The 24,459-nt window shown below is 43.3% G+C and carries 27 protein-coding genes; 14 read left to right on the forward strand and 13 right to left on the reverse strand.

The annotated features are described in order from the left end of the window. The coding region (locus RID53_RS22275; protein WP_446390183.1) for an Rpn family recombination-promoting nuclease/putative transposase at positions 1-733 on the forward strand (733 nt) is incomplete at its 5' end. 414 nt (positions 734-1,147) lie between these two features. Here the strand turns inward: RID53_RS22275 and RID53_RS22280 are convergent. Next, on the reverse strand, positions 1,148-1,582 hold the full coding sequence (locus RID53_RS22280) for a PIN domain-containing protein (protein ID WP_446390184.1): 435 nt from the start codon (positions 1,580-1,582) through the stop codon (positions 1,148-1,150). Further along, positions 1,569-1,787, reverse strand: a complete 219-nt coding sequence (locus RID53_RS22285; RefSeq protein WP_446390185.1) for a hypothetical protein — start codon at positions 1,785-1,787, stop codon at positions 1,569-1,571. Before RID53_RS22285 ends, RID53_RS22280 begins: the two co-directional genes overlap by 14 nt. A gap of 625 nt (positions 1,788-2,412) precedes the next feature. On the opposite strand from RID53_RS22285, the gene RID53_RS22290 reads away from it, so the two are divergent. Then, entirely contained in the window at positions 2,413-2,655 is a 243-nt protein-coding gene (locus RID53_RS22290; RefSeq protein ID WP_446390186.1) for a hypothetical protein, read from the forward strand. Continuing rightward, positions 2,652-3,071 carry a PIN domain-containing protein gene (locus RID53_RS22295; RefSeq protein WP_446390187.1) on the forward strand — a complete coding sequence of 140 codons (420 nt, stop codon included), beginning with the start codon at positions 2,652-2,654 and terminating at the stop codon, positions 3,069-3,071. The genes RID53_RS22290 and RID53_RS22295 overlap by 4 nt, the downstream gene beginning before the upstream one ends. Positions 3,072-3,357: 286 nt before the next feature. Here the strand turns inward: RID53_RS22295 and RID53_RS22300 are convergent, their stop codons facing one another. Continuing rightward, positions 3,358-3,510 (reverse strand): hypothetical protein, encoded by a 153-nt coding sequence (locus RID53_RS22300; RefSeq protein WP_446390188.1) that lies wholly within the window; start codon positions 3,508-3,510, stop codon positions 3,358-3,360. A 12-nt stretch (positions 3,511-3,522) separates the two neighbouring features. Between RID53_RS22300 and RID53_RS22305 the strand changes: the two genes are divergently transcribed. The 5 genes from RID53_RS22305 to RID53_RS22325 all read left to right on the forward strand — a co-directional run bounded on the left by RID53_RS22305 (position 3,523) and on the right by RID53_RS22325 (position 9,208). Beyond that, entirely contained in the window at positions 3,523-3,723 is a 201-nt protein-coding gene (locus RID53_RS22305) for a hypothetical protein (RefSeq protein WP_446390189.1), read from the forward strand. Then, positions 3,724-3,984, forward strand: a complete 261-nt coding sequence (locus RID53_RS22310) for a ParE family toxin-like protein (RefSeq protein WP_446390190.1) — start codon at positions 3,724-3,726, stop codon at positions 3,982-3,984. A gap of 578 nt (positions 3,985-4,562) precedes the next feature. After that, entirely contained in the window at positions 4,563-5,894 is a 1,332-nt protein-coding gene (locus RID53_RS22315; RefSeq protein ID WP_446390191.1) for a methyltransferase domain-containing protein, read from the forward strand. A 119-nt stretch (positions 5,895-6,013) separates the two neighbouring features. Then, a complete protein-coding gene (locus RID53_RS22320; RefSeq protein ID WP_446390192.1) occupies positions 6,014-6,610 on the forward strand; it encodes a type IV pilin-like G/H family protein in 597 nt (198 codons plus the stop codon). A 360-nt stretch (positions 6,611-6,970) separates the two neighbouring features. Continuing rightward, positions 6,971-9,208, forward strand: coding sequence for an O-linked N-acetylglucosamine transferase, SPINDLY family protein (locus RID53_RS22325; RefSeq protein WP_446390193.1), 2,238 nt, complete (start codon positions 6,971-6,973; stop codon positions 9,206-9,208). Between the two features lie 73 nt (positions 9,209-9,281). Here RID53_RS22325 and RID53_RS22330 read toward each other — a convergent pair whose 3' ends face one another. The 6 genes from RID53_RS22330 to RID53_RS22355 form a co-directional block, all read right to left on the reverse strand. After that, on the reverse strand, positions 9,282-11,216 hold the full coding sequence (locus RID53_RS22330; protein ID WP_446390194.1) for a glycosyltransferase family protein: 1,935 nt from the start codon (positions 11,214-11,216) through the stop codon (positions 9,282-9,284). A 21-nt stretch (positions 11,217-11,237) separates the two neighbouring features. Then, positions 11,238-14,498, reverse strand: coding sequence for an FkbM family methyltransferase (locus tag RID53_RS22335; RefSeq protein WP_446390195.1), 3,261 nt, complete (start codon positions 14,496-14,498; stop codon positions 11,238-11,240). 57 nt (positions 14,499-14,555) lie between these two features. Continuing rightward, positions 14,556-14,960, reverse strand: a complete 405-nt coding sequence (locus tag RID53_RS22340; RefSeq protein ID WP_446390196.1) for a tetratricopeptide repeat protein — start codon at positions 14,958-14,960, stop codon at positions 14,556-14,558. A gap of 502 nt (positions 14,961-15,462) precedes the next feature. Next, positions 15,463-15,864 carry a type II toxin-antitoxin system tRNA(fMet)-specific endonuclease VapC gene (vapC, locus tag RID53_RS22345; protein ID WP_446390227.1) on the reverse strand — a complete coding sequence of 134 codons (402 nt, stop codon included), beginning with the start codon at positions 15,862-15,864 and terminating at the stop codon, positions 15,463-15,465. After that, the gene (locus RID53_RS22350; protein WP_446390197.1) at positions 15,861-16,091 is read right to left on the reverse strand and encodes an antitoxin; all 231 of its coding nucleotides are present in this window, start codon (positions 16,089-16,091) and stop codon (positions 15,861-15,863) included. Before RID53_RS22350 ends, vapC begins: the two co-directional genes overlap by 4 nt. 305 nt (positions 16,092-16,396) lie before the next feature. Next, positions 16,397-16,708 (reverse strand): hypothetical protein, encoded by a 312-nt coding sequence (locus RID53_RS22355; RefSeq protein WP_446390198.1) that lies wholly within the window; start codon positions 16,706-16,708, stop codon positions 16,397-16,399. 10 nt (positions 16,709-16,718) lie between these two features. On the opposite strand from RID53_RS22355, the gene RID53_RS22360 reads away from it, so the two are divergent. The 3 genes from RID53_RS22360 (at position 16,719) to RID53_RS22370 (ending at position 18,835) form a co-directional block, all read left to right on the forward strand. Further along, positions 16,719-17,726: a flagellar assembly protein H gene (locus tag RID53_RS22360; RefSeq protein WP_446390199.1), complete on the forward strand. Its 1,008-nt coding sequence runs from the start codon at positions 16,719-16,721 to the stop codon at positions 17,724-17,726. 289 nt (positions 17,727-18,015) lie between these two features. After that, a complete protein-coding gene (locus RID53_RS22365; protein ID WP_446390200.1) occupies positions 18,016-18,411 on the forward strand; it encodes a hypothetical protein in 396 nt (131 codons plus the stop codon). Beyond that, the gene (locus RID53_RS22370) at positions 18,401-18,835 is read left to right on the forward strand and encodes an HNH endonuclease (protein WP_446390201.1); all 435 of its coding nucleotides are present in this window, start codon (positions 18,401-18,403) and stop codon (positions 18,833-18,835) included. The genes RID53_RS22365 and RID53_RS22370 overlap by 11 nt, the downstream gene beginning before the upstream one ends. Here RID53_RS22370 and RID53_RS22375 read toward each other — a convergent pair. Further along, complete coding sequence (locus tag RID53_RS22375; protein ID WP_446390202.1) at positions 18,829-19,107, reverse strand: hypothetical protein; 279 nt, start codon at positions 19,105-19,107, stop codon at positions 18,829-18,831. The two genes, RID53_RS22370 and RID53_RS22375, sit on opposite strands and share 7 nt — an antisense overlap. A 184-nt stretch (positions 19,108-19,291) precedes the next feature. On the opposite strand from RID53_RS22375, the gene RID53_RS22380 reads away from it, so the two are divergent. Then, the gene (locus tag RID53_RS22380) at positions 19,292-20,092 is read left to right on the forward strand and encodes a hypothetical protein (RefSeq protein WP_446390203.1); all 801 of its coding nucleotides are present in this window, start codon (positions 19,292-19,294) and stop codon (positions 20,090-20,092) included. Here RID53_RS22380 and RID53_RS22385 read toward each other — a convergent pair. Next, positions 20,089-20,544 carry a hypothetical protein gene (locus RID53_RS22385; protein ID WP_446390204.1) on the reverse strand — a complete coding sequence of 152 codons (456 nt, stop codon included), beginning with the start codon at positions 20,542-20,544 and terminating at the stop codon, positions 20,089-20,091. The two genes, RID53_RS22380 and RID53_RS22385, sit on opposite strands and share 4 nt — an antisense overlap. 369 nt (positions 20,545-20,913) lie before the next feature. After that, positions 20,914-21,399, reverse strand: coding sequence for an allophycocyanin subunit alpha-B (locus RID53_RS22390; RefSeq protein ID WP_044207711.1), 486 nt, complete (start codon positions 21,397-21,399; stop codon positions 20,914-20,916). A 311-nt stretch (positions 21,400-21,710) separates the two neighbouring features. Here RID53_RS22390 and rlmD point away from each other — a divergent pair, with 311 nt between their 5' ends. Together rlmD and RID53_RS22400 are read left to right on the forward strand one after the other, a co-directional pair. Continuing rightward, on the forward strand, positions 21,711-23,117 hold the full coding sequence (gene rlmD, locus RID53_RS22395) for a 23S rRNA (uracil(1939)-C(5))-methyltransferase RlmD (protein WP_446390205.1): 1,407 nt from the start codon (positions 21,711-21,713) through the stop codon (positions 23,115-23,117). A 609-nt stretch (positions 23,118-23,726) separates the two neighbouring features. Then, positions 23,727-24,173 (forward strand): ATP-binding protein, encoded by a 447-nt coding sequence (locus RID53_RS22400; protein WP_157453202.1) that lies wholly within the window; start codon positions 23,727-23,729, stop codon positions 24,171-24,173. Here the strand turns inward: RID53_RS22400 and RID53_RS22405 are convergent. Beyond that, positions 24,170-24,442, reverse strand: a complete 273-nt coding sequence (locus RID53_RS22405) for a DUF6439 family protein (protein WP_446390206.1) — start codon at positions 24,440-24,442, stop codon at positions 24,170-24,172. The two genes, RID53_RS22400 and RID53_RS22405, sit on opposite strands and share 4 nt — an antisense overlap. Positions 24,443-24,459 lie beyond the last annotated feature (17 nt).

Raw genomic sequence — 24,459 nt, forward strand, 5'->3', positions numbered from 1 at the left:
TTATCTGGCTCCGAAGATTCAGGGGATTAAAGATACGTTCCTGGATGTTAAAGCCAAACTCACCGATGAGACAACGGTGATTATTGAGATGCAAGTCCTGAATTTAGCAGGGTTTGAGAAGCGGATCTTATATAACGCCGCCAAAGCCTATTCAATTCAATTGCAACCCGGAGAGGATTATACCTTATTGAATCCGGTGATAGCCTTGACGCTGACTGATTTTGAAATGTTTGAGGATTTACCTCAGGTGATTTCTAATTTTGTTCTCAAAGAAAAGAAGGTGTTAACGGATTACCTGATTAATGATTTGGAGTTAGTCTTTGTTGAATTACCTAAATTTACCAAAGAGTTAGATGAATTAGAAACCTTAGCCGATAAATGGATATACTTTATCAAATGTGCTAGAGGATTAGAGACGATACCGGAAACAATGGCACAAGTCCCGGAAATTTGCAAGGCGTTTGAAGTGGCAAATCAAGCGAATCTGACTCGTGAAGAGTTAGAAGCACTAGAACAGAGGGAAATGTATATTCATGACCAACGGAATGCGATAAAATTAGCCTTGAGACAAGGAGTTGAACAGGGAATGGAAAGGGGAATTCAAGTGGGACGAGAACAGGGGATTCAGGAATCTAAAGTAGAAATGGCTAGGAAAATGATTGGGGTTTTAGATGAACAGACAATTAGTCAAATCACAGGCTTGAGTTTAGAAGAGGTACGACGGTTGAGATAGAAATTGTCATTAGTGAATGCGATCGCGTGTTTATTCATGGTATACTTTTCATCGTGGGAAAATGTGCCTACCTATAGACCCCCATCAACCGTAAGCCGTAGGGTGGGTTAGGCGGTATTCAATTAAGAGAACAAATCATTTAATTATCTAGGAGCCGTAACCCACCAAGTTATCGTTTCTAACCAGTGAACAAAAGATTCGGGCTTTTTCGATTACATTAAAGGATGTACCCTAACAATAGTGCAGCGAGGAGCCCTTACATTACCTACATTATCAAATGCACCTGACGGATGCAGCAAGCTCATGCGATCGCTAGGCGTTGATCCAGATTATTTGTGATAACATAAATGACACAGATTGATGTTTTCAGCGATCGCACGATTCTCTCTTAGGCATTCCTCGTGTATCTGAGAGTCAACCTTCACTCGGCTCAAAAGGATTGACAATCCTCAGGTGTTCAGACACAATCAACCCATTGTGCATATCTTCCGAGTAAAGCGTTTCTACTCCGGCTTCTAAAGCACAAGCAACAATTAAACTATCCCAGAAGGATAAATTGTAACTTTGGCGAAGCCGAGAGGCATTCATCAAAATCTGGCAATTAAACTCGATAACTTGACACTGGGTATAAAAATCTTGGATGAGCGGCTGAATTTCTGTCTCGCTCATTAACGCTTTCTTAATTAAATTGACGCAAACTTCATTAATAACTTGAGTGCTAACAACGACGTTTTTATTCTCAATGAGAGAACGAGCAATTTTTTGCTTATTTGTTCCGGATTCAGTCTGGAAGAACGCATACAGCCAGATATTTGTATCAATAAAATACGTGCCGCTAGCCTCGTTCATGCGCCTCCTCTCGGGTTAAAGGAACAAAAGTCTTAAGTGGAATTGGGTTATGGATTAGGTGGGCAATCATGCCGACTTCAGTAGTTCGGCTGTTTGAGATTATGGTAATCTTTACACAGTCAATATTTTGCAGGAGTCGCCGATAGGCTTCGGGGACTTCTATCTTACCATCCTGTACCTTGGCGGTAAATTCAAGGGTTGACATTGTTGGCTGCTAATTTAACGGATATCTTATCCTTAATGGTACAGCACAAAGTAAAAGTGGACAGACTATTGAATATACCGAGAGGGCTTGGAGTTGCTCTGGAAACTTTGTTACAACACATAAGACGCCGATTCAATCACACTCTCCAGACGACTCACGGTTAAATGACACAGATTGACGGCGATCGCGTAGTTAATTCATGGTATACTTTTCACCATGGGAAAATGTGCCTGCCTATAAACTCGAAACTCGACACATAAGGTGGCAGACGAAGAGACAAAAAGAGCGATCGCACCGTTCGTAGTGAGCGCTCGTTTCGCTTGTGCACCGTACATCCTAGCTGGGCATTTCTAATCGGTTAGAGGAAAGATTGCGATCGCTCTTTTGTTGATCCAGATTCTTTGCTGTAACACATAAGACACCGACTGAATCGCATTCTGTGGTAGACTCACGGTTAAATGACGCTTTCTTGACACATAAAGATGTTTCAAGTCATCGCACCCAAGACACAATTGTTGCGATATCGGGTAGGATTGAGCTGCTCATGGGGAAAATTGGGTTCTCAGTGAGTCTAAACTCGGTTATCTGTTTCTGTTATAATTTTTCCAAATCGGGAGAGTCCATTATGCAAATCACAGCGATTAAACGCGGTCAAACGTTAGAATTTTCAGAACGTCTGGATATTCCTGAAGGTCAAGTCGTGAGAATTGAAATTATTGATACTCTAATCAATCAGGATAAAGGCAAGTTTGGTGACAAGTTAGAGGAATTTAGGCTCAGGTATAGTATCGCTGAACTAGATATTGATGTTGATGCTATTTTTGGCGATGTGCGCGATAAATCTCCTGGACGCGAGGTGAATTTGTGACGCTTCGATTTTTGCTAGATAGTAATATAATATCTGAACCGATGAAGCCAAAGCCTAATGCCAGGGTTATGGCAAATTTATCCCGTTATACTGGAGAGATGTCAACAGCAACGATAGTCTGGCACGAACTGTTATTCGGTTTGAATCGATTGCCACCATCAAGAAAGCGTCAAGCGTTAGAACAATATCTTCAGGAAGAAGTCAAAGCGAAATTACCTTTTTTACCTTACAACGAAGCCGCCGCCGAATGGCACGCCCACGAGAGATCGCGTTTGGTTAAACTGGGCAAAACCCCCTCGTTTGCAGATAGTCAAATTGCGGCAATTGCTAAGGTGAATCAGTTAATTTTAGTGACTAATAATGTATCTGATTATGCTAATTTTAATGACTTGCCAATTGAAAATTGGTATTTATAAAGCCTGGTTAATTTTTTCCTGCTGACCTGCGATCGCGTGTTTATTCATGGTATAATTTTTATCGTGGGAAAATGTGCATACCTATAAATTCGATACATAAGGTGGCAGACGGGGATAGGAAAAGAGCGATCGCACATCCTGGCTGGGCATCTTGAATCGGTTAGAGGAAAGATTGCGATCGCTCGGTGTTGATCCAGATTCTTCGTGATAACACAGAGGACACCGATTTAATCACACTCTGCTGTAGACTCATGATTAAATGACACAGATTGACACACAAAGACGTTCAAGCGATCGCACCCAAGACTCGCATTGTTGCGATATCGGGTAGGATTGAGCTGCTCATGGGGAAAATTGGGTGATCAGGGAGTTTCAACTCGGGTGGATTGAGGAGTGCGATCGCATCGACGCGATAAAATGATAGAGGTGGATTGCTCAAGCGTGACGTTAAATGAAACAAGTCGAACAGATTCAATCGGAAATTGAAGCGCTCTCCCAGGAGGATTTCCGGCGATTGAGAGAGTGGTTTGCTCAAAAAGATTGGGAAATCTGGGATCAGCAAATTGAGGCGGATAGTGCTAATGGTAAACTGGATTTTTTGCTGGAAGAGGCAATGACAGCCAAGTCTCAAGGAAAACTAGGAAACTTGTAAGTGCATCATCGAACAACCCCGAAATTCTGGCAACGTTTTTACGCCTTACCAGAGACGGTTCAGCGTCAGGCAAGAAAAAGCTATGATTTACTTAAAGCTGATCCTAATCATCCATCTTTAAACTTCAAAAAGGTGGGAAAGTATTGGTCAGCAAGGATTGGATTAAGTTGTAGAGCTTTAGCCGTAGAAGATGGTTCTGACTTTATTTGGGTATGGATAGGAGATCATGATCAGTATGACAGACTGATTCATCGTAATTAGATATTTGGCTTGTAGCTTTAAGGTAGAAGCGCGATCGCGTGTTTATTCATGGTATACTTTTCATCGTGGGAAAATGTGCCTGCCTATAAACTCGATCCATAATGTGGCAGACGGGGAGACAAAAAGAGCGATCGCGCCGTTCGTAGTGAGCGCTCGCTTCGCTTCCTATTGGTATCTCTAATAGCTTAGAGGAAAGATTGTCAGCGCTAGGAGTTGCTCTAGACTCTTTGTGATAACAAATAAAACACAGATTGAATCACATTCTGCTGTAGACTCACGCTTACATGGCACAGATTGACACAGAAAACCGTTTCATATCTGTCTCAATCGAATAATTTAATTATGTTCTCACACCTGTATCTGTCTGTGACATCAGTGGGGCTAACCTCTCACATCTCCACCCCTACCGTTTCGATAAATCCGTGTAATCAGTGTTTCGTGCTGTGGCTACCGGAAAAATCCCCTGGACTGGAGTGGCAGACCGAATGTGATAGATTAATCCCGTAGGGGCACCATCCTTGCGCCCTTACACGCAAAGCTTACTATGCCAAACTTACGTTTGATATGGAAATTCAAATATGGACAATCTATCGCCTGAAATTATTGAAAAAATTCGCCAGCAGTTTGAAAAGGCACCTTATCCGAGAGTTCCCCTCGATCAGTCTCCGAAAGATGACTTGAATGCTCTCTATATTCATAATCTAGTTACGTCTTATTATTTAAGACACCAAAAAGTTATCGATACCCAAGGAAAAGTTATTCTGGATGCTGGCTGTGGCAGTGGTTACAAGGCTTTGATGTTGGCTGAAGCCAATCCTGGCGCTAAAATTGTTGGGATTGATATTTCTGAAGAATCGGTTAAGCTAGCGCGGAAACGGTTACAGCATCATGGATTTGAGAATGTCGAGTTCCATGTCCTGTCAATTTATGACTTAGCTAGTCTGGGGCAGGAATTTGACTATATTAACAATGATGAGGTGCTTTATCTGATTCCGGATATATTTGCGGCTCTCAAGGCGATGAAGTCAGTTCTAAAGCCCCAGGGAATTATTCGCACCAATCTACACAGTGCTATCCAGAGATCTGGCTATTTTCGCGCTCAAGAACTCTTTAAAACGATGGGTTTGATGGATGGCAACCCAGAAGATATGGAAATAGAGGTTGCCATCGAAACGATGAAAGCACTGAAGAATGGTGTTGAACTCAAAGCCAGGGCTTGGAATCCAAGTTATGAAACCCCAGAAGGAAGAGCAGCACTCTTGTCTAATCATCTGCTGGTGGGTGATAAGGGATATACGATTCCGGAAATGTTTGCCGCTTTGAGAGAGGCAGATTTGGAATTTGTCAGTATGGTGTACTGGCGATATTGGGATGTCACGGACTTGTTTCAAGAACCGGATAACTTACCCGCTTTATGGGCGATGAGTTTACCAGGAATTTCGTTAGAAGAACGGTTGCATCTTTATGAACTTCTCCATCCTATACATCGGTTGTTGGATTTCTGGTGCGCTCATCCCAGTCAAGCCGACTTGTTTGTTCCTGTTGAGCAGTGGGAGCAGTCGGATTGGGAAAAAGCCTGGGTTCATCTGCATCCTCAGTTGAAGGGTGCTAAGGTGCGGGAAGACTTGCTTAAGTGTATTACTGAGCAGAAGCCGTTTGTGATCAGTAATTATGTGACACTGCCAGCCTTGGCTCCTGTGGAGTTAGATAGTACAGTGGCAGCTTGTCTGCTACCTCTGTGGGATGGATCTGTGCTGGTTAAAGCTATTGTGGAACGCTGGCTGAAAATTAGACCGTTGGATCTAGTGACGTTGGCACCTGTGAGTGAACAGACGGCGTTTGAGGAGGTTAAACAACTCTTAAGGAAGCTGGAAGTCTTTCTATATGTGATGTTGGAGCGATCGGTTTGAGAGATATTTCCAGCGTTGAGCAAAATTTTTCGGCGAGGGTGATAAGAAATGGATCGTAGATGGGTAAGTTAGGTTCAGGAGTTAAAGTCGGACACCCCCACCCTAGAGAGGAACTATTCATGAAGACTGAACTGAAAGCTAAGTTTATACAACACCTCAATCAAAAGAAGCAGGATCAGGGCTTCACGCTGATTGAACTGCTCGTTGTTATTATCATTATCGGTATTCTCTCTGCTATTGCGTTGCCATCCTTCTTGAACCAGGCTAACAAAGCGAAGGAGTCGGAAGCGAAGCAGTACACAGGTTCTATGAATCGCGCCCAGCAAGCCTACTACCTGGAGAAAGGTGACTTTGTCGGTGTAACGACTGATATCAGTAAATTAGGTCTTGGTATTGCAACCGAAACCACAAACTATCGGTACATCATTGAAGGTAATACCGGTGCAAGCGACAATACTAAAGTTGCTAATATTGGCGCACCAATAAAGGGAGTAGATGCCACGGTTAGAGCATTTGTAGGAGGCGTACAAGTTGGAACCCAACAGGGTACAGGGGAAGCGACTACATTAGCCGTGTTGTGCCAAGCTAACAAAGCGCCAGTGGCTGCTAGTACTCCTGCGGATGTAACAGGAACAGTTGGTGCAATTGGTTTTATAGCGTCAGGAACGGCGGGTGCGCCAACATGCACTAGTAATTATGCGAATTTAGAGTCGTAAGACAGAAATCTCTTAGTGATGGTGATTTTTGCCTGATTAGGTAAAATCCCCTTAGGGAGTGGGTAGAGTCTTCTACCCGCTTTGCTTGATGTAATTCAAAGATTTACTTGTATAGCCTTACCAAGGCAGGTTAGGACATTCTTACATTTCCCTTTTGCCTGTTATCAGGTCATTACTGGGATTAACTGATGTCCTAACGTGTCTGCGTAGTGCTATAATTTTTTACAGCGGTTTTCAAGTTAGTTGACTATAGACCATGTTTTAGCTGAAAAGCAAGTGGATACAATTTTGTATTCCATAAACCTGAAAAGTGCTGTAATTGGTACTTGCCACTGAAAGACTGAGTACGACACAACAATAATGACTGAATCTTCTTCAACAGTTCTGGCTAACTGGCAGCAGCAAGCAGAGCAAAGTCTAATTAAAGGAGACTACAATAAGGCAGAAAGTCTGTACGAACAGCTTATTGAAGCAGAACCAGACATCCAATCTCATTACTGGAATTTGGGTTTGATGTTGCTGTTGCAAGGGCAAGAAGCAGAAGCCCAGATCACTTGGCTATTAGCCCTAGGGGAGGGGGAGGCAGAACAAGTCGATTTGTGGACAATTGAACTGATTCAGGTTCTACAAACAGAAGCCGAACGACGGGAGGAGCTTACAGACTATGGGATGGCTTGGGCAATCCGTCAGCATATACGGGAAATTAGCCCTAGTGATATTAATAATCTGTTGCAGATTATTCAACTGTCTATCAAGCTTGAGACATTTACTGGAGAAGCCTTGACTTCCCTAGGAATAATTCAGCTCCTCCAATCGAAACAAGGCGTGGAGGTTAAACATGATTTATTGTTACAGGTATTGCAAAATACATTAAACTACGATCCGCTGGCTCCTTCAGTGTCTGAACTAGCAGAAGCTTGTCTGGCTTATATCAATGAGCCTAGTGAGTTTATTCAGGTAGTTCTGCCTGTCGCGGTGAGAATCGCTTATTTTGTCAAGATACCTGATCTGGCAGCCCGCCTAGCTGAGTTATGTCTGCGTTTAGATGCTCACAGAATAGATGTTTTAGCACATCTGGCTTCATTTTATCAGAACGCTAATCAATATGATAAGGGGATAGAGACCGGGAAATTGTGCTTTTCTCTCGCCAAAACCTTGCCCCAGCAGATTTATTCAAGTCATCTAATTCTCCGAGGTTTGATGAGTTCGGGCGGACGTTGGCAAGAAGCCGTTTTGCTTTTCCAGCAGCATAAATCGCTCCTGTCGCTGTTGATTGAGGAAAAACCCCTGTCTGTTCCTTTTGGTGATACTTTGGGTTTGTTTAGTTCAATCTTTTTCTTGCCCTACTTTAAAGATGAACCCAAAAATAATCGCTTAATTCAGAATCAAGTTACTCAGCTTGCTCAAGCTAACATTGAAGTTTATGCCAAGGAATATGTAGAGCGATACCGCCAACGATCTGTCCCAAAACCCGTTGTTATTCCTTCTACTCAACCGCTCAAGATTGGCTACTTGTCGCATTGCTTTAAAATGCATTCTGTAGGCTGGTTAGCTCGATGGGTATTTAAGTATCATGACCGCGACAAGTTTCAAGTCCATGCCTATATGATCAATAACAGTCAAAATAATGATCCGATAGAGCAATGGTATATCAACAACACATTAAAAGCCTACAAATTTGGAGTAAACAGCAAAGAAATTGCTGACCAAATTTATAAAGATGAAATTGATATCTTGATCGATCTTGATAGTATCACGCTAGATATTAGTTGTGAAGCAATGGCGCTTAAACCTGCACCCGTTCAAGTCACTTGGTTGGGTTGGGATGCATCGGGACTTCCCTCAATTGATTATTTCATTGCCGATCCCTATATATTGCCAGATTCAGCTCAGGATTACTACACAGAGAAAATCTGGCGCTTGCCCCAAACTTATATAGCCATTGATGGGTTTGAGGTAGCTGTACCAGACATCCGGCGCGATCAGTTAGATATTCCCAGTGATGCAGTGGTGTATCTTAGTAGTCAGAGGGGCTTCAAACGGCATCCAGATACAGCACGACTACAAATGAGAATTATTAAAGAGGTGTCGAATAGTTACTTTGTGGTTAAAGGTTATGGTGATAAGGAATCCATTAAAAACTTCTTTAAGCAGATTGCTGAAGAAGAAGGAGTGGATTGTGATCGCCTGCGGTTTTTACCAGACGTTAGTTTAGAAGTAACTCACCGAGCCAACTTAAGCATTGCTGATGTTGTACTTGATACCTATCCTTATAACGGGGCAACGACAACTTTAGAAACACTCTGGATGTGCATTCCCTTAGTAACGCGAGTTGGACAACAATTTGCGGCGCGTAATAGCTATACGATGATGATGAATGCAGGTTTAACTGAGGGAATCGCTTGGACTGATGAAGAGTATGTAGAGTGGGGTATCCGCTTGGGGAAAGACGAGACGTTACGGCAAAAAATTGCTTGGAAACTAAGGAAATCAAGACATACAGCACCTTTATGGAATGCTCAGCAGTTTACCCGCGAGATGGAGAAAGCTTATGAGCAAATGTGGCAAAGGTATGTTGCAAGCAATAATTTGAGGTAACTGGCAGGGAAAAAGGGAGATGAAATTCCAGCTTTCAATTTCTAGCTGAATGGCTTGCCTACTGCTGCTAAAGCTATCGAATTCCCAGAAGGGGAACCATTTGAGCCCCTAATTGTAAGATCGCCTGTTGATTTTCATTCTCAAGAGCAATCCGTCCCTGAATGCGTGGCAATAAAAGTTCCCACTCCATTTTATCTAGGTTTCCCACTAAAGATAGTTCTAGTCCTTCAGTCACATCTAAATCTTCTTGCATAAGCAGGTTCATGGTAACACCCGATAAAAATAGATTTGCATCCTGCTCAGAAATGTTGCTGGTGTCTATCAGTAACGCAATCTGACTTTTATGAGGAAGAGTTGCGAGTTCTTGGAGTACCCTTGATACATCCTGAAATAATAATTCTTCTGATTGGCTCCAATCGGGAAATATAATTATATTAATATCTCTTAGATTAAACTCATTAATAAGGTCATTTAACTGCCTATTTTGTCCAATATCTAGATATTTCCAGCCGACATTAGGCGAATTAGACTGAAACTCACAAGACTGTAGATGTTTTCTGCTAATAACAAAAAAATCACCTGCAAAATTATTTACTTGACTAGATAAAATCCTTTGGAACTCGCTGTACTGCAAGACTCTTTCCAATCCATCGTAATCATTTGATATGATGATCATATCAGCGTTGGGAATTTGCGATAGCAAACGCGGTTCGCAGATTGAGGTAACAATGACATTAAATCCATGAATATCTTGAATATCTTTGGCAAAAGATATTCGGTGAGTGTTACCCGATTGTTCCAAATAATAACATAAACTTTCCGCATAGATATCCTCATAATTTGTCATGGTAATCTTTACCCGTGGCAAATCGAGAAAATCAGCAGCAGAAGTAAACTTAATCCTGGCATCTAATAATATCGATATAAATTCCCAATCGCGATGAATATCTTGAATCACCTGATATAAACTAATTCTAGCACGGCTGAATTCTATATCCTTACAGTATTGAATGCGCTTAATGGATTGAATTGTAAAACGCTTCTCAATTGAAACCCCTTGGAGTAACTGGTTAAGGCGTTGCTCCATGCGTTGAGGTGTATAGTCATAGCAATAGCGGGTATAGCTGCGCTCACGATATCTATTCCTAATGCTTTTATTCTTTAAAAAAAACAATAATTTATTGACCATATCATCGGGATTACTAAAGCTTTCATAATCAGTACCAGCTTCTAGGATCAGATCCATACCAGACTCATCTGTCAATTGATCTGTCAAAAGAAACCCCTTTGATGCAATCACTTCAAAATTCCGAAGATTAATATCACCGTTGAGGCTTATGTTCAAAGAGATATCTGCTGCTGCAAATGCCTTTAATGAATCCTGTTGACTCAATTGACCGGATATAAAATTAGGTACATAATTGGCTGCATATTCAATAAGTTTTTTACGTCTAGGATGATATTTCCCGACTTGACCAATAAATACAGCTTTTCCTTGAAATATATGCTTATTAATTTGATAATCGTCAAACGGTTGGTGTTCAAAACCTGGCGCGGGAGGATTGAGAAATAAGCCAGGTAACCAGAAAAGGTTTTTGAGTCCAGCTAACCAGTAATACCAAAGATGATGACGCTTATGATCAGTAATATACAGGTCATACTTTTCTGATTTCGCGTACTCAATCATCCGGTTCAAGGGATCTAGTCCATGCTGGGTGTCTCCCAGTATTAGAACTTTTGGGCATTTCAGTGCCTCTACGTTCAAGGGAACAAGATTAAAGAATGAATCTACCTTAGCAATGAAAAGTTCTGGATACCAGTTCGGCGAAACTTGTTTTAGCAACTCTTCAACATCAAAACATGACCCAACGGGTAAATTAACCACTTGAGGGTGATTATCATTTGAGCTAGTTAGGTAAATCAGGTCATGAGAAAAAATTGGCTGGCGTTGATTGAAGAATGACCAGTGATGGGATAACAGGACTCGGCTTTTTCTGATACTTTTCATACAACAGTTACCGTTTTTTTGTCATGATTCGTCACGAAAATTTTTAAATCGGGTCGCTCTCTGACTGTTGATACTGTCTATTTCAAAAGAGGGGAAATTTCCTCCGGTGAGTACCTGTGCGATCATCTGCTTATTTTCGTTTTCCAGAATAATTCGACCATGAAGACTGGGTAATAAAGCTTCCCATTGCATTCGGCGTAGCTTTGGTATCAAAGCAATTTCCGGCTCATTGGTAACGTCCAAATCCTCTTGCCAAAAAAGATTCATCACGATACTCGATAACACTAACTCAGCCTCTTCTTCAGAAAGGCTACTGGATTCGACAAGCAAAGTCATGTAAATTTTATCCGGGTGACTCAGAATAGTTTCTATAACTTTTCCCAATTCTGAAAAAAGTAATTCCTCTGGTTGAGACCAGTCGGGAAAAATAATTAAATTAACACTTCTAAGTTTTAGAGGTAGGAGGTTAGCTTTAAGCAAGGCAAAACGCTTAGCTTCTCTCTCTTCAACTTCAGACTTGATAGGGCTAGTAAGCGGATAGTCTATCGGTTTTACATTTCTTAAAATAGTCTCACTATTCCATGGATCAAAAGGAATCAGTTTTTCGGATTGCAGGTGTGGTCGGAAGAAGAATTTACCCTGCTCATTTAACATACAGGCAACAAACGAAAATGAGCTATTGGAAATCGCCACAATATCACATTGACTTAATAAGTAAAAATCAGGATAAAACTGGGCTTCCGATAACCCTATACCTAAATCTTGTGATGTTATCGGATTATACTCGACGAAATCTCCAATGACTGTTTCGGGTTCATCACTAGCGATGAATAAGACTGGCTCCTCCAGAGTTTCCCACAAACCCTTTAACCAGTCTATATACCATTCATTTGGTGCAACAAAAAAATATTCATAGCCATAATCACCCCGTCGCAGATGCAATCCAACAACAGTTTTCCCTCTGGAACGCAAGCGTTCAAGCGCGGCTGTCATTTTACGTTCTAATTCAGGAACAGGTTTGAACAGTGAGCGAAAGTACTCTTTGTGGGGCGCGTAGTACTTTGTGTTGTACTGAAAGTAACCCCAGAAATCTACATTGTGAAATCCTTCTTTATAAGCAGGTATACAAGCTTCGGAAAGCTCATTAGTTTCTTCTATAACTAAAGGAAACTGCTTAGAAATGGGCGGTTCACTATGCCCAAATAAATACTGTCCTATCCAGGTTGGTGTCTCAACACGCAAATTATGTTCTTTGGCATAAATTTTCAAAAATGCATACTGAAAAATTTGATTAGCAAAACGCCCATTTTTTCCCAATGTTGACATTGTAATGACAGGCATTCTCACATAAAAAGCATCTCCCCAAGATGGATGGTAGGGGCTTGTTGTTGCTACGCGCTCAAAACCATGGTTTTCTAAAAAATCATCAACTTGGTCGATTAAGGCACAGTCTTGATACAGTTCTTCATAATTCACTTTTGTATTAATTGCATCAACATACTTCAGTAAGTTGCTTGTTCCTTGTAAGGCTAAAAGCTCTGCCCCCTGAATATCCATATTGAGGATATTAAATTCGGCGGTATCAAGTTCCAGTTTTTGTAGCCAAATATCTGGATTAGCTTCAATAAAAAATATATTTTGCACACCCATTTTTTGATAACATTCGATTTCTTTACCCTCATATCCTCCGATGTAAATAACGCCTCGTGGTACGACTGAATGCTGAACACAGAGTTCTTGTAAATCAAGCATTGTTGGTGCATGACCCAAGAGCGTTGAAATGAATCTTTCATTGACGGCAAGAAAATTACTGTACTCAAAGTTTTCATGTTCTGGTAAATATTGGGGTTGATACTCTAGCCCATTTGATAAAATTTTAAATATCGAGTAGCGGTAATTATGTAAAAAATCGACTATCTCTTCTAAAGTTATTCCAGCATCTAAGAAAGTGCCTCCATACTCAAATTGTAGATAATCAATTTTCCCTCGTTTTAAAAATTGTTTTGCACCCTTAAGAACATCTAGTTCTCCTCCTTCAGTATCAATTTTTAAAAAATTAATCTGCTTGACATTCAAATGCTTGCAGTACTCATCAATCGTTGTTGTTAAAGTAGTAAAACATTTTGGCTCTTCCAAATTTAATGGTTTTTCTACACTTAATCGTCGATGGAATGTACTCAAAGACGAATGATTTTCATAATAGAAAAAAGTTGCAGCTTTTTCCTTGTACGATACGGCAAAATTATTAGGGATAACTTGACCAAACTTGATAGAATCAGCTAAATTCTGTAGCAGGATGTGATAAGTCTTAACCACAGGCTCAAACAAATGTATGTGAACATCAGAATACTTATTTAAAACTTCCTTTGTCCAATCTCCCCTATTTGCTCCAATATCGAAAACAATACTTCCTGATGAAATAAATTTTTCTATGATTTGAATTTCACCACTATTTTTAATTAAATTTATGCCATTGCTATGAGAATCATTTTTTTCGACAAAAGGAAGGCAAAGCTCTTGTATTTGCTGAGATGGATAGCTGAAATTCCGGAAGCTGATAATATTTCCCCAAATTGCCTGTGAATTAAAAATTTGGTCAGGATCTAAATTATGTTTCTGTAAATCGAATATAGATTCTGTTGCCTCTTTTGACGCTTCGATTATCAAGCTGAAACTGTATCCACAAAGCTTTAATATCTCCAGGCACTCTAATGTGGCATCCAAAAACTTTTGAGACCATCCTTTTTCACCAGTCTCCCTGTTGTCACCTCCTCCGTACTCAAACATTACCACACTTGGCAACAAAGACTCTGGTAATTCCAAAAGCTGACGAATAACAGTTAACTCTGCTCCCTCAATATCTAGTTTTAAACAGGTAATTTTTTGTGTACTTTTTTGTGTATTTATATCCGATAAGAGTTTATTTAAAGTTAAGCATTCTACCTGTACAGTTTTTGTAGAAGCTCCCCACCAATCTTTTTCTAAAGAACACAAATTCAGATTATCATTTCCTTGAAAAGTTCCAATATGTAGAGTCTGAACTCCGTTGATATCTGCCAGACAATTTTCAAACAAAGTAATGCCATAAAATTGACACATCTGCTGTAATGTATTGCAAGGGAGAGGTTCAACAGCAAATGTTTTGAATCCCAGATCGGCAAACAATTCACAATAAAATGTAAATGTTCCTACACCAACATCAATGCAAATTCCTTCTCGTTTTTCATCTATAATAGGCAGAAGGTGAGCTAACAATGCTTGACAACATTCTTCAACATGCATTTTCGATGTTTCCTAACTTTTACTCAAAATGTCTGTGATTTTTAGCTGAGACCACCCTTAGCGATCGCGCTCTCCACTTTCCTCACTCTTTTCTCCCACCTGCTGCTGCAACTGCTCCAACTGTACCTTATACCCTGCCTCCTGAGGATGCAACTCAACCAACCTTTTCAAAGGCGCGATCGCACTTTGAGTATCCTGCATCTGTAACCGTATCTCCACCAAGCCTTCCAACGCCACCCGATTCTCCGGTTCCCGTTCTAAAACCAACTCATACCCCCGTTCCTTCGCCGCTAGCTGTTGATCAACCGACGCCTCTTCCGAGGTAGCCGTCGTCTGCGGTTGCTGTAGGGCATTACTATATAGACCAAATAGCCCATAGCCCGTAGAACCCAGAAAGGCTACCATTGAGCATAAAACCAGAATTCGTTTGAGGGGATTTTCCTTGGGTTTCTTATCCGACATACCGACCTACAGGTAAAAGAATCTGCCAATCAATCAAGTCTCGGCTAATCGCTCAAATCAGCAAGAGCTAGCCAGAACGACCGAATTTAACCAGCTTGAGCATTGAGCAGTGAACCTGAGTTCACAGCTTCGCTCTATCCTTAACCTACCCACATCTCTAACCAGAGCGATCACCTAACCTTATAATGCCTCAATTGAATCGTGCGATCGCCTGTTCTATTTGGGTTAATTCAATCGTGCGATCGCAGCCTGATTCCCAACAAGCGCCAATCTTGTTCCCTCCCTTTCGAGGGGAGGGTTAGGGAGGGGTCGCGTTAAGGTATGGCTTTGTTGATTAAGTAAAGGGCGACCCGATCCAATTAAATGGATTGGAGTTGTTCATTGATGCAGGCGGGTCGCCCCTACGGGGATCGCCTGTTCCCTTCCGGTCAATTCAATCGTGCGATCGCCTGTTCGGTTCCGGTCAATTCCATCATGCGATCGCGCCAAGCTTATCAGCCAGTCATACTACCCAGTTTTCCCAAGTCAAGCCGGGAATGCGGGAAAATTCTCTCACGTTATTGGTAACTAAAGTGATGCCACGATCAAGTGCTTGGGATGCAATCAGTAAATCCATTGCACCAATTACAATACCCATTTTTTCTAATTCGGCTCGCATTTTACCATAAGTCTGTGTTGCTTTAGCATCAAAAGGTAAAATTTCCAGCATCATTAGAAACTGACTCAACGCCGCCCTGTTTTGCTCTTGGCGCTGACTTTTGTAAGCTCCATACTCCAGTTCAGCCACTGTAATAGATGATACGCCAATATCAGATGGACTGAGGCTTTGAAACTTGGCGAGTACGTTGGCGGGTTTTTGTCTGATAATGTAGATGCAAATATTGGTATCCAGCAAAAATCTTATTGCCATAGTTCTCTAATTTCCAGGGTAGGCTGTTCCCGATGCTCCATAAAGTCATCCGAAAAAAGGTTTAAACTTTCTCTTAAAGTCTGCCAAGGATTAGCTTTAGGAATTAAAATTAAAACATTGCCAAGTTTTTTAATGTAAACTTCGTTGTCCTGAAAATGGAACTCTTGGGGTAAGATAACCGTCTGATTATCATCATTAATTACTAATTTTGCTGTCTTCATCTATGTTTCGCGGCTGGATACCTCCTCTATGTTTCTTATGGGGAGAGGAAAGCCGCGCCTCCTAATAATGACAACAATAACACAAGCATTTAACTGATCTCGCCGATTTCCTTGCGGTCAATTCAATTGTGCGATCGCCTGTTCTGTTTAGGTCAATGGAATCGTGCGATCGCAGCCTGATTCCCAGCAAGCGTCAATCTTGTTCCCTCCCCTTCGAGGGGAGGGTTAGGGAGGGGTCAGATCAAGGTATTGCTTTGTTGATTAAGTAAAGGGCGACCCGATCCAATTAAATGGATTGGGGTTGTTCATTGATGCAGGCGGGTCGCCCCTACCAAGATCGCCTGTTCGGTTCCAGTCAATTGAATTGTGCGATCGCAGGTTAAGACCATTTCCGTCAATTTTACAGGGCGCAGGTCAATAGCCCCTACAATGCGATGGGTTGAATCACACTCTCTTAGTGCGATCGCGAAATTTCTCCAACTCCGGTAAGATAGACAGCTACATTCGTAGACTATCCCCATTCCCCAATGACTCGATTCCCTCACGACCAATTCGCTTGCATACTTTCTCGACCAACTCTTATCCCCCATCGGAACTGTTGAGACGAGTCGAGACATTGCTGGGGAAGTGCGAGAGGTTGACGTTTACTTCACCCCCACTTGTGTCTCAAGTGACTACCAAACCACCCTGGGACTGTTGGGACGCCTAGCCACAAAACCTGCCGTATTTGAACCCTTTCGTAACGCCGTTACCCCCAGTCAAATCCGCAGTTGTCTGTCTAAACTGTTTGACCTACATTCAGAATTAGAACGAGGCGCCCGACGGGAAAATACCTCCATTAACGATAGTGAACTCCCCCAGTTGTGGATTTTCACTCCCACCGCTTCAAGCCGATTATTAGCCGGATTTAGAGCCATAAACGATGAACCTAATTGGCTGGAAGGAATCTACTTCATGGGAGAATCATTCAAAACAGCCATCGTCGTCATCCACCAACTCCCCCGTACCGCAGAAACCCTATGGTTAAGACTTCTCGGAAAAGGTAGAGTCCAACAGCAAGCGATTGAGGAAATCAGCGCATTACCAGAAGACCATCCATTGCGTCAATCTGCGCTAGATTTATTGTATAACTTGCAAATGAACTTACAAACCCATCAAAACTTAGGTAAACAGGAGAGGGAGTTAATTATGGCATTAGCACCCCTATTTCGGCAACAACTCGACGCCGCGCTGCAACGAGGCATGGAACAAGGCATACAACAAGGCATACAGCAAGGCAGACAACAAGGACAACGACTGATTATCGAAAACCTCCTCCAGACTCGTCTGGGACAATTGACTCCCACCCTGACGGCTTTAATCACTCCGTTATCGGCATTACCCCCTCAGCAATTAACCCCATTTCTCTTACATTTATCTCAACTCGAAAACAGCGAATCAGCAATCCAACAAGTACAGCATTTCATTGTCGAAAATTTGCTTCAAATTCGATTTGGAGAGTTAGATGCTCAACTGACAACACTAGTCTCTGCTTTATTAGCATTACCCCCCCAACAGTTAAGTCAATACCTCTCACAACTACCTCAGCTATCCCGTGAGCAACTCCTAACTCGATTTTCTTTAGCCAGTCCTTAAACGTGAAACGTGCCCCTGTCGTTCCCTCCCCTTGAAGGGTCCGGTTAGGGAGGGGTCAGATCAAGGTATTGCTATTGTTGATTAAGTAAAGGGCGACCCGATCCAATTGAATGGATTGGGGTTGTTCATTGATGCAGGCGGGTCGCCCCTACCAAGATCGCCTGTTTCCTTCCGGTCAATTGAATCATGCGATCGCCTGTTCTCGTCTGGTCAATTAAATGTTACGGGTAGCCTTAACCAATCCTAAGATTTGCTAAACTATGAATTAACCATGACTTAGGGATGGACAATGGCTCCGGCTACTGATATTCACCAAAAAGCGATCGCGCTGATTGGACAGCTACCTCAGGACAAACTGATAGCAGTTGTGCAGCTATTGGAATTTTTAGCGCAGCCGCCTCAGTCGAGTACAGCGAATCCTCAGGAAGCCCGATTGCTTGAGGTGATAGAGAGCCATATCTCTGAAGAGGAACAAATCCATCTAAACACATTACGCGATCGCTGTGAATGGGGTGAACTGAGCGAAGCGGAATATCAGGAACTTATTGGTTACGAAGACTTGCTAGAGGAGAAGCGAGTAAAACGATTAGAAGCCCTGATCCAACTCGCGCAGATTAGGAATATTGACCTAATCCGCTTAAACCAACAAATTCAGTTGACATCCCAACCTTCCCATGCCGTCTGACTATGAACGAATCCCCACAGCACTGAGACAGGAAATCGCTCAACGGGCGAAGCATCGATGCGAATACTGCCGTTGCCCAGATGAATTCTCTCCTGACAGCTTTACCGTTGATCATATTAAGCCTCGACAACTAGGCGGAGCAACCACTACTGAAAATCTAGCCTGGGCGTGTTTCGGCTGTAATGGTCGTAAATACACCCGCACTGTTTATCCTGACCCAAAGACGGGACAAGAGATTGCCCTATTCAATCCTCGTCAGCAGAATTGGACAGAGCATTTTGATTGGACTGAAGATTTAACTCAACTACTCGGTCGAACCCCCTGCGGTCGTGCCACCATCGCAGCACTTGCACTCAACCGTCCGGGAGTCGTAAATCTTCGACGTCTACTTATCTTAGCCGGACTGCATCCACCGAATCAGTGAACAGAAAGAATCCAAAAGCTGACTATTTGAATGGATTGTAATGATTCATTGATGAGGTGCATCTCGCCCCTACCAAGATCGCCTGTTCCCTTCTGGTCAATTCCATCATGCGATCGCTCTCTTATTCCGATTCCCGTCAATTTGATTGGGCGCAAATTAGGGACTTGCGGTTTAAGAATATACCAATCAAGCTTGGCTGAGTTGATGAATACAGCTTTCCTCACTGGTACTTTATTTTTCTGAAGCCAGTTCTTAAAGGGAGTGATCGCCATAACCCAGATCGGGCGATCGCTCCCTTCTACAGCACTTTCTAACACGGTGTAGTACAGTAACTCTAGGACAGCTCTGTTCTGTTCTTATTTAGGTGTATCACATCGAGTTTGAAAACGCTGTAATTGATGTAGGCGGGTCGCCCCTACAGACCGTCCTAACGAATAATCAATACATTTACCCAAAATGCTGACCCAATCTTCTCAACCCCTACGCCAATATCTCATTCTTTCCCTAATTGCCCTCCTCTGTATCGTCGCCGTGGGGGGGTTGCAAATTCCCCAACTCAATCAACTCCAAGGCAAAGGCGAAACTCCTTCTTCCATAGAACTGCAACGCCAAATCGAAGCCGAAAAGGTACGCCTAAATCTCCTCCAGAAAGTACCAACATTCGGATTTGATAACCTACTAGCCGATTGGGTTTTTCTCAATTTCCTGCAATACTTTGGTGATGATCAAGCTCGTGATGTCACCGGCTATCAACTGAGTCCCGAATATTTTGAAGTGATTCTAGCCCGTGACCCCCGCTTTTTAGACGCCTATTTTTTCCTTTCAGGTAGCACGTCCCTCTATGCGGGCATGCCAGATCGGTCGGTAGAACTAATGGAAGAGGGACTCCAGCAGCTTTCCCCCCAAGTTCCCTCCAAATCCTATTACATCTGGCGCTATAAGGCAATTGACGAACTGTTATTCCTGGGTGACGCCCAAGCCGCCCGCCAATCCTTTGAGAAAGCCGCAGAATGGGCAAGCACTTATGAAGATGAAGAAAGTCAATATATTGCCTCAATTTCCCGCCAAACCGCCCAGTTTCTTGCCCGCAATCCCTCAAGCAAATCAGCCCAAGTCAGTGCTTGGTCAATGGTGCTACAAAACGCCATGGACGATCGCACTCGTCAACGTGCCATTAATCAGATTGAAGCACTCGGCGGCAAAGTAGTCATCACCCCAGAAGGTGCTGTGAAAATTCAACTCCCACAGAGCGATTAAAAAAAACTGCTGACGATCTGTTGTGCGATTATGCCTAACCCATAGCCCATCAGGGAGAAGACGACCAAAACACTGAAAGCTTTCCATTCGCCGAAGTTGGCAACTTGCAAATCTAACCGCACTAACGCCCCGGCTGATAGCAGCACCAGAATCCGGACAAAAACGTGTATCCAGCAGAGAATCAGCACGGCTAAAAAAGCGCCCACAATTACGGAAATAAAGGCACGAGTATCTGACTTGAGCCAACTGCTATAAACGCTCTGAATCAGCGTCAGCGGGGCAGTTAGGGATAGATCGATAAACACGATATATATTGCCCCCATCAGCCACAACAGCCAAGGTCTATCCGCATCTGCGATTAACTCAGAAGCCGCGATCAACCAGCCAAAAACGCAATGGGTGGCGAACAAGATCGATAAGGAAGTCCAAGGCAGTTTTTTGACAAACAACATAGCCTAGGTTGGTGTAATACATCTCGCCTCACAAGCAAACATCACAAATGGCTACGATCAAGTTCACAACCAATCACTGATCGAGATCGCAATCCTCAGGCGGATTAATTTTGCATACTAGCTAATGACTGAACTCTAGCCGAGTCATCAATAGGGAACACACAAATAGCCGACAGATTCTCCCCATAGAGACTGTCGGTTTTTTATACTTGATCATCAAGGATTTGTCAATAACTCATTGAGGATTGGTGAGATGAGGCGGTGATTGGGAAAATTGAGAATCTCTCTTATGAGCAAAATGCTTCCCCATCCCGAATCCCGAATCACCAATCCAAAGGTGACCTGATGACCAAGTAATGGTGTCTCAAGTCAGGACATCGATTGAATGATGTAATCAAAATAAGGAGCCGCTTCCATGGCATCTTCCTGACTCAGCAACTCCAAGGAGGCATTTTTGAGGCAACGAATCGATTCAACCATTCCGGCGACGGGGACGCCAAGAGAGTTATACATCTCCTTGACCCCAATCAAACCAATTTTTTCAATCGGTTCCTTGCCTCCAGCCAGAACACCATAGGTAATCAATCGCAAATACCAGCCATAGTCCCGTAGGCATAGCGATCGCTGGCGTTCCCCATAAGCATTGCCTCCTGGTGAGATAAAGTCAGGACGCTTTTGCCATAGCTGCTTACTGGCTTCCTGGACAATCTTCTTTTCATTTTCTGCTAGGGTGGAAGCGATACGCATCCGTTGCTCACCCGTCTGCAAAAAGGCTTTAATACCCATCAGTTCACCGGAGCTGGGATACCGCAGCTCGTCGTCGGCTTGGAGGATAACTTGGCTAACTACGCTCATCTTATTGGGTTAACTTAGATAACATTTGTAGTTTAGCGACTCTAGACCCCACAAATAAAGTCAGTCGAGCGAAAAGTTTTCGGTTGAGACGCAGTGCGGAGGTGTAGGGGTGCGGAGGTACTCCAGGTGCAGTAACCAAAGTTAGCAGTCGCAAGAAGTAAAAAGCCAAGTGTAGGGGCGGGTTTAGGGACTAATGCTATTAAGACCAATAACTGAGCAACAAAACCCGCCCTGGCTTAAGAGTCGATAACCCTTTTGTAACAATTTGGCAATCCCTTTGGTCACTATTCCCACATCTACATTTTATTTTTATGGATCACTCTGTCTCCTCGTCCCCTCGTCCCACCGTTCTCCCTGATCAGTGGCAACAAGGTCAACTGGTGGAACTGACAATCGCAGACCTGAATGATAGTGGTGATGGTGTCGGACGGTTGGGGAATCGCGTCGTTTTTGTCCCCAATACGGTAACCGGGGATCACGTCCGCGTCAGGCTGGTGCGTGTCAAACCCAATTACGCGATCGCGAAACTGGATCAACTTCTCGAATCCTCTCCCCATCGCATTCGTCCCCACTGCATCGTGGCAGATAAATGTGGCGGTTGTCAGTGGCAGCACGTTGATCCCCAGTATCAGCGATCAGTCAAAGAAAATCTGCTAAAGCAAGCCTTAACTCGTATCGGCGGCTTCACTTCAATCGAAATCGCCCCGATTTTAAGCGCTGAGTCTCCCCTAGCTTACCGGAACAAAGCTACCTATCCGATGCGGCGATCGGCAACGGGTCAAGTTCAAGGTGGGTATTACCAGAAAGGGACGCATCAGCTAATTAACCTGAATCAATGTCCCGTTCAAGATGATCGCTTAAATCCCCTGTTAGCCCAAATCAAGCAGGATATTCAGCAACAAGGTTGGTCAATCTACAACGAACGCCGTCATCAAGGGCGATTGCGTCACCTGTCACTGCGGATTGGACGCCGAACCGGGGAAATGCTTTTAACCTTAGTCACAACGGATGCCAATTTAACCAATCTGGAAACGCAAGCCCAGACCTGGCTTGATCGCTATCCTAACCTGGTGGGTGTTTGTGTGAATGTGAATCCCAACCGGACTAATGTTATTTTTGGTGATCAAACCCATTGTGTCCTGGGTCAACCCTATCTGCGGGAAATATTCGCGGATTTAGAGTTTCAATTAAGACCCGATACCTTTTTCCAAGTCAACACCGAAGCCGCAGAAGCCTTGTTCAATGTCATGCGGCAAAAGCTGGCACTCCAAGGAACTGAATATCTCGTCGATGCCTATTGTGGTATTGGTACATTCACCCTACCCTTAGCTAAACAGGTACATCAGGCATTGGGGATCGAAGTGCAAGGGACAGCCGTGGAGCAAGCCCAAATCAATGCCTATATTAATGGGATTACCAATGTCAAGTTTGAAACAGGAACTGTGGAAACCGTACTGCCGCAACTGGGGATCACGCCAGATATCGTATTACTTGACCCGCCACGCCAGGGCTGCAACCCCCAAGTGATTGAAACCCTTTTGTCAGTTATGCCTCAACGCCTTGTCTACATTAGCTGCAAGCCAGCCACCCTAGCACGGGATCTTAAATGCCTTTGTCATCCAGGTGGCTATCAATTAACCCACGTTCAGCCAGCAGACTTCTTTAGCCAAACACCCCATGTTGAGTGCGCGGCTTTCTTGGAAAAACAGGAGGGATGAGGGAGTTATCAGTTATCAGTTATCAGTTCAGGAGCTGGGGGAGCTGGGGGAGCTGGGGGAGCTGGGGGAGCTGGGGAAGCTGGGGAAGTTGACTCGAAATTCTACCTTACCTGTTCACTGTTCACTGTTCACTGTTCACTGTTCACTGTTCCCTGTTCCCTGTTCCCTAACGAATGACGAATCCCCAATTTACCCTCACCTCATTTCAAACAAAGCTCTGGTGTTTAAAGGAGAATTTCGATACAATAGTAGATAAAGTCCATTCTTTAACGAATTCAGAGAAAAACTACCCCCTAGAGGCAAATTTGACTTATCATACCACAATCTACCAATCAATGGGCAGTAGTTGAAAGTATTCACCACAACCATAAGAAGCTCACCAAGCTGCTGATGTTCAGAGAAACTCAAGATTGAACATGAGGATTCTACAAAATTCGATCAGCGCATTCAAAGATTAGGGTGCTAGTATACAAAATCTGGACAAACCTTTATGATAACTCATACCTGAGTGTGGAAAGTCTGGTTTGAGAAAAATGAGATCAAAAAACACGGCAATAGCCCGTGTCATGCATCCAGTCCACCAACGAAAAGTTAGGGGTTTTTTAAGTGATTGCTGTATCATCTTTGCGCCCAGTTGAACGCAACTGGGGAACAATTAGCTTTGCTTCTACCCTTTACCTATGCCCAATTCTCGACCTACTTGTCGAGCAAATTCCGCGCAAGTGGCGACCGGAGATCCGACTAGGACTCCAAGAGGCATTGGTCAATGCGGCAAAGCACGGCAATAATTTAGACCCGAGTAAGACCGTAATGGTTCACTTTTGTGTCATCAATGACGAATATTGGTGGATAATCTCAGATCAAGGTCCTGGCTTTTCTCCGCCTTGTCGTCAAGGCAATTCGGACGACGGTTTGCCCCATGATGAATCCGAAAATGGTAGAGGGTTATGCCTCCTCTACCAAATTTTCGATCAAGTTCACTGGAATCCCCAAGGGACTGAACTGCGAGTGTGTAAACACATGAAGAGTAGATCAAGATTACCCTTGATTCCCTAGCGATCGCGATTTCCATGGGTTGGGCAAGGGGGGGCTGAGATCGAGTGATCCAGCCATCCTGACGCCTGACGTAACCGAGCTAGCGCTTCATCTGGCTGTTCTTTGAGCAGAAAGACTAAAGCCGCCGCTGTTTGTTCCTTGGCTCTAGCTGGGCGATTTGACTTGAATCGATGCCAATCTTGGGGCGTAATCGCTAAGCGTTCTGCCAAGGCTTGGGCAAGTTCCAGGGTACTGGCTTCTTTGAGACTATCAGTTTTTGTCAATTGCATCGGTCTAGATATAAATT

The organism is Coleofasciculus sp. B1-GNL1-01 (assembly GCF_040220235.1).
Taxonomy (GTDB): Bacteria; Cyanobacteriota; Cyanobacteriia; order Cyanobacteriales; family Coleofasciculaceae; genus Coleofasciculus.

Coding starts and splice junctions, on each gene's coding strand:
- RID53_RS22280 (WP_446390184.1), bottom strand. CDS start 1,582: ATGAACGAGGCTAGCGGCACGTATTTTATTGATACAAATATCTGGCTG.
- RID53_RS22285 (WP_446390185.1), bottom strand. CDS start 1,787: ATGTCAACCCTTGAATTTACCGCCAAGGTACAGGATGGTAAGATAGAA.
- RID53_RS22290 (WP_446390186.1), top strand. CDS start 2,413: ATGCAAATCACAGCGATTAAACGCGGTCAAACGTTAGAATTTTCAGAA.
- RID53_RS22305 (WP_446390189.1), top strand. CDS start 3,523: ATGAAACAAGTCGAACAGATTCAATCGGAAATTGAAGCGCTCTCCCAG.
- RID53_RS22315 (WP_446390191.1), top strand. CDS start 4,563: ATGGACAATCTATCGCCTGAAATTATTGAAAAAATTCGCCAGCAGTTT.
- RID53_RS22320 (WP_446390192.1), top strand. CDS start 6,014: ATGAAGACTGAACTGAAAGCTAAGTTTATACAACACCTCAATCAAAAG.
- RID53_RS22325 (WP_446390193.1), top strand. CDS start 6,971: ATGACTGAATCTTCTTCAACAGTTCTGGCTAACTGGCAGCAGCAAGCA.
- RID53_RS22330 (WP_446390194.1), bottom strand. CDS start 11,216: ATGAAAAGTATCAGAAAAAGCCGAGTCCTGTTATCCCATCACTGGTCA.
- RID53_RS22335 (WP_446390195.1), bottom strand. CDS start 14,498: ATGCATGTTGAAGAATGTTGTCAAGCATTGTTAGCTCACCTTCTGCCT.
- RID53_RS22340 (WP_446390196.1), bottom strand. CDS start 14,960: ATGTCGGATAAGAAACCCAAGGAAAATCCCCTCAAACGAATTCTGGTT.
- RID53_RS22350 (WP_446390197.1), bottom strand. CDS start 16,091: ATGAAGACAGCAAAATTAGTAATTAATGATGATAATCAGACGGTTATC.
- RID53_RS22355 (WP_446390198.1), bottom strand. CDS start 16,708: ATGTCTCGACTCGTCTCAACAGTTCCGATGGGGGATAAGAGTTGGTCG.
- RID53_RS22365 (WP_446390200.1), top strand. CDS start 18,016: ATGGCTCCGGCTACTGATATTCACCAAAAAGCGATCGCGCTGATTGGA.
- RID53_RS22370 (WP_446390201.1), top strand. CDS start 18,401: ATGCCGTCTGACTATGAACGAATCCCCACAGCACTGAGACAGGAAATC.
- RID53_RS22375 (WP_446390202.1), bottom strand. CDS start 19,107: ATGGCGATCACTCCCTTTAAGAACTGGCTTCAGAAAAATAAAGTACCA.
- RID53_RS22380 (WP_446390203.1), top strand. CDS start 19,292: ATGCTGACCCAATCTTCTCAACCCCTACGCCAATATCTCATTCTTTCC.
- RID53_RS22385 (WP_446390204.1), bottom strand. CDS start 20,544: ATGTTGTTTGTCAAAAAACTGCCTTGGACTTCCTTATCGATCTTGTTC.
- RID53_RS22390 (WP_044207711.1), bottom strand. CDS start 21,399: ATGAGCGTAGTTAGCCAAGTTATCCTCCAAGCCGACGACGAGCTGCGG.
- rlmD (WP_446390205.1), top strand. CDS start 21,711: ATGGATCACTCTGTCTCCTCGTCCCCTCGTCCCACCGTTCTCCCTGAT.
- RID53_RS22405 (WP_446390206.1), bottom strand. CDS start 24,442: ATGCAATTGACAAAAACTGATAGTCTCAAAGAAGCCAGTACCCTGGAA.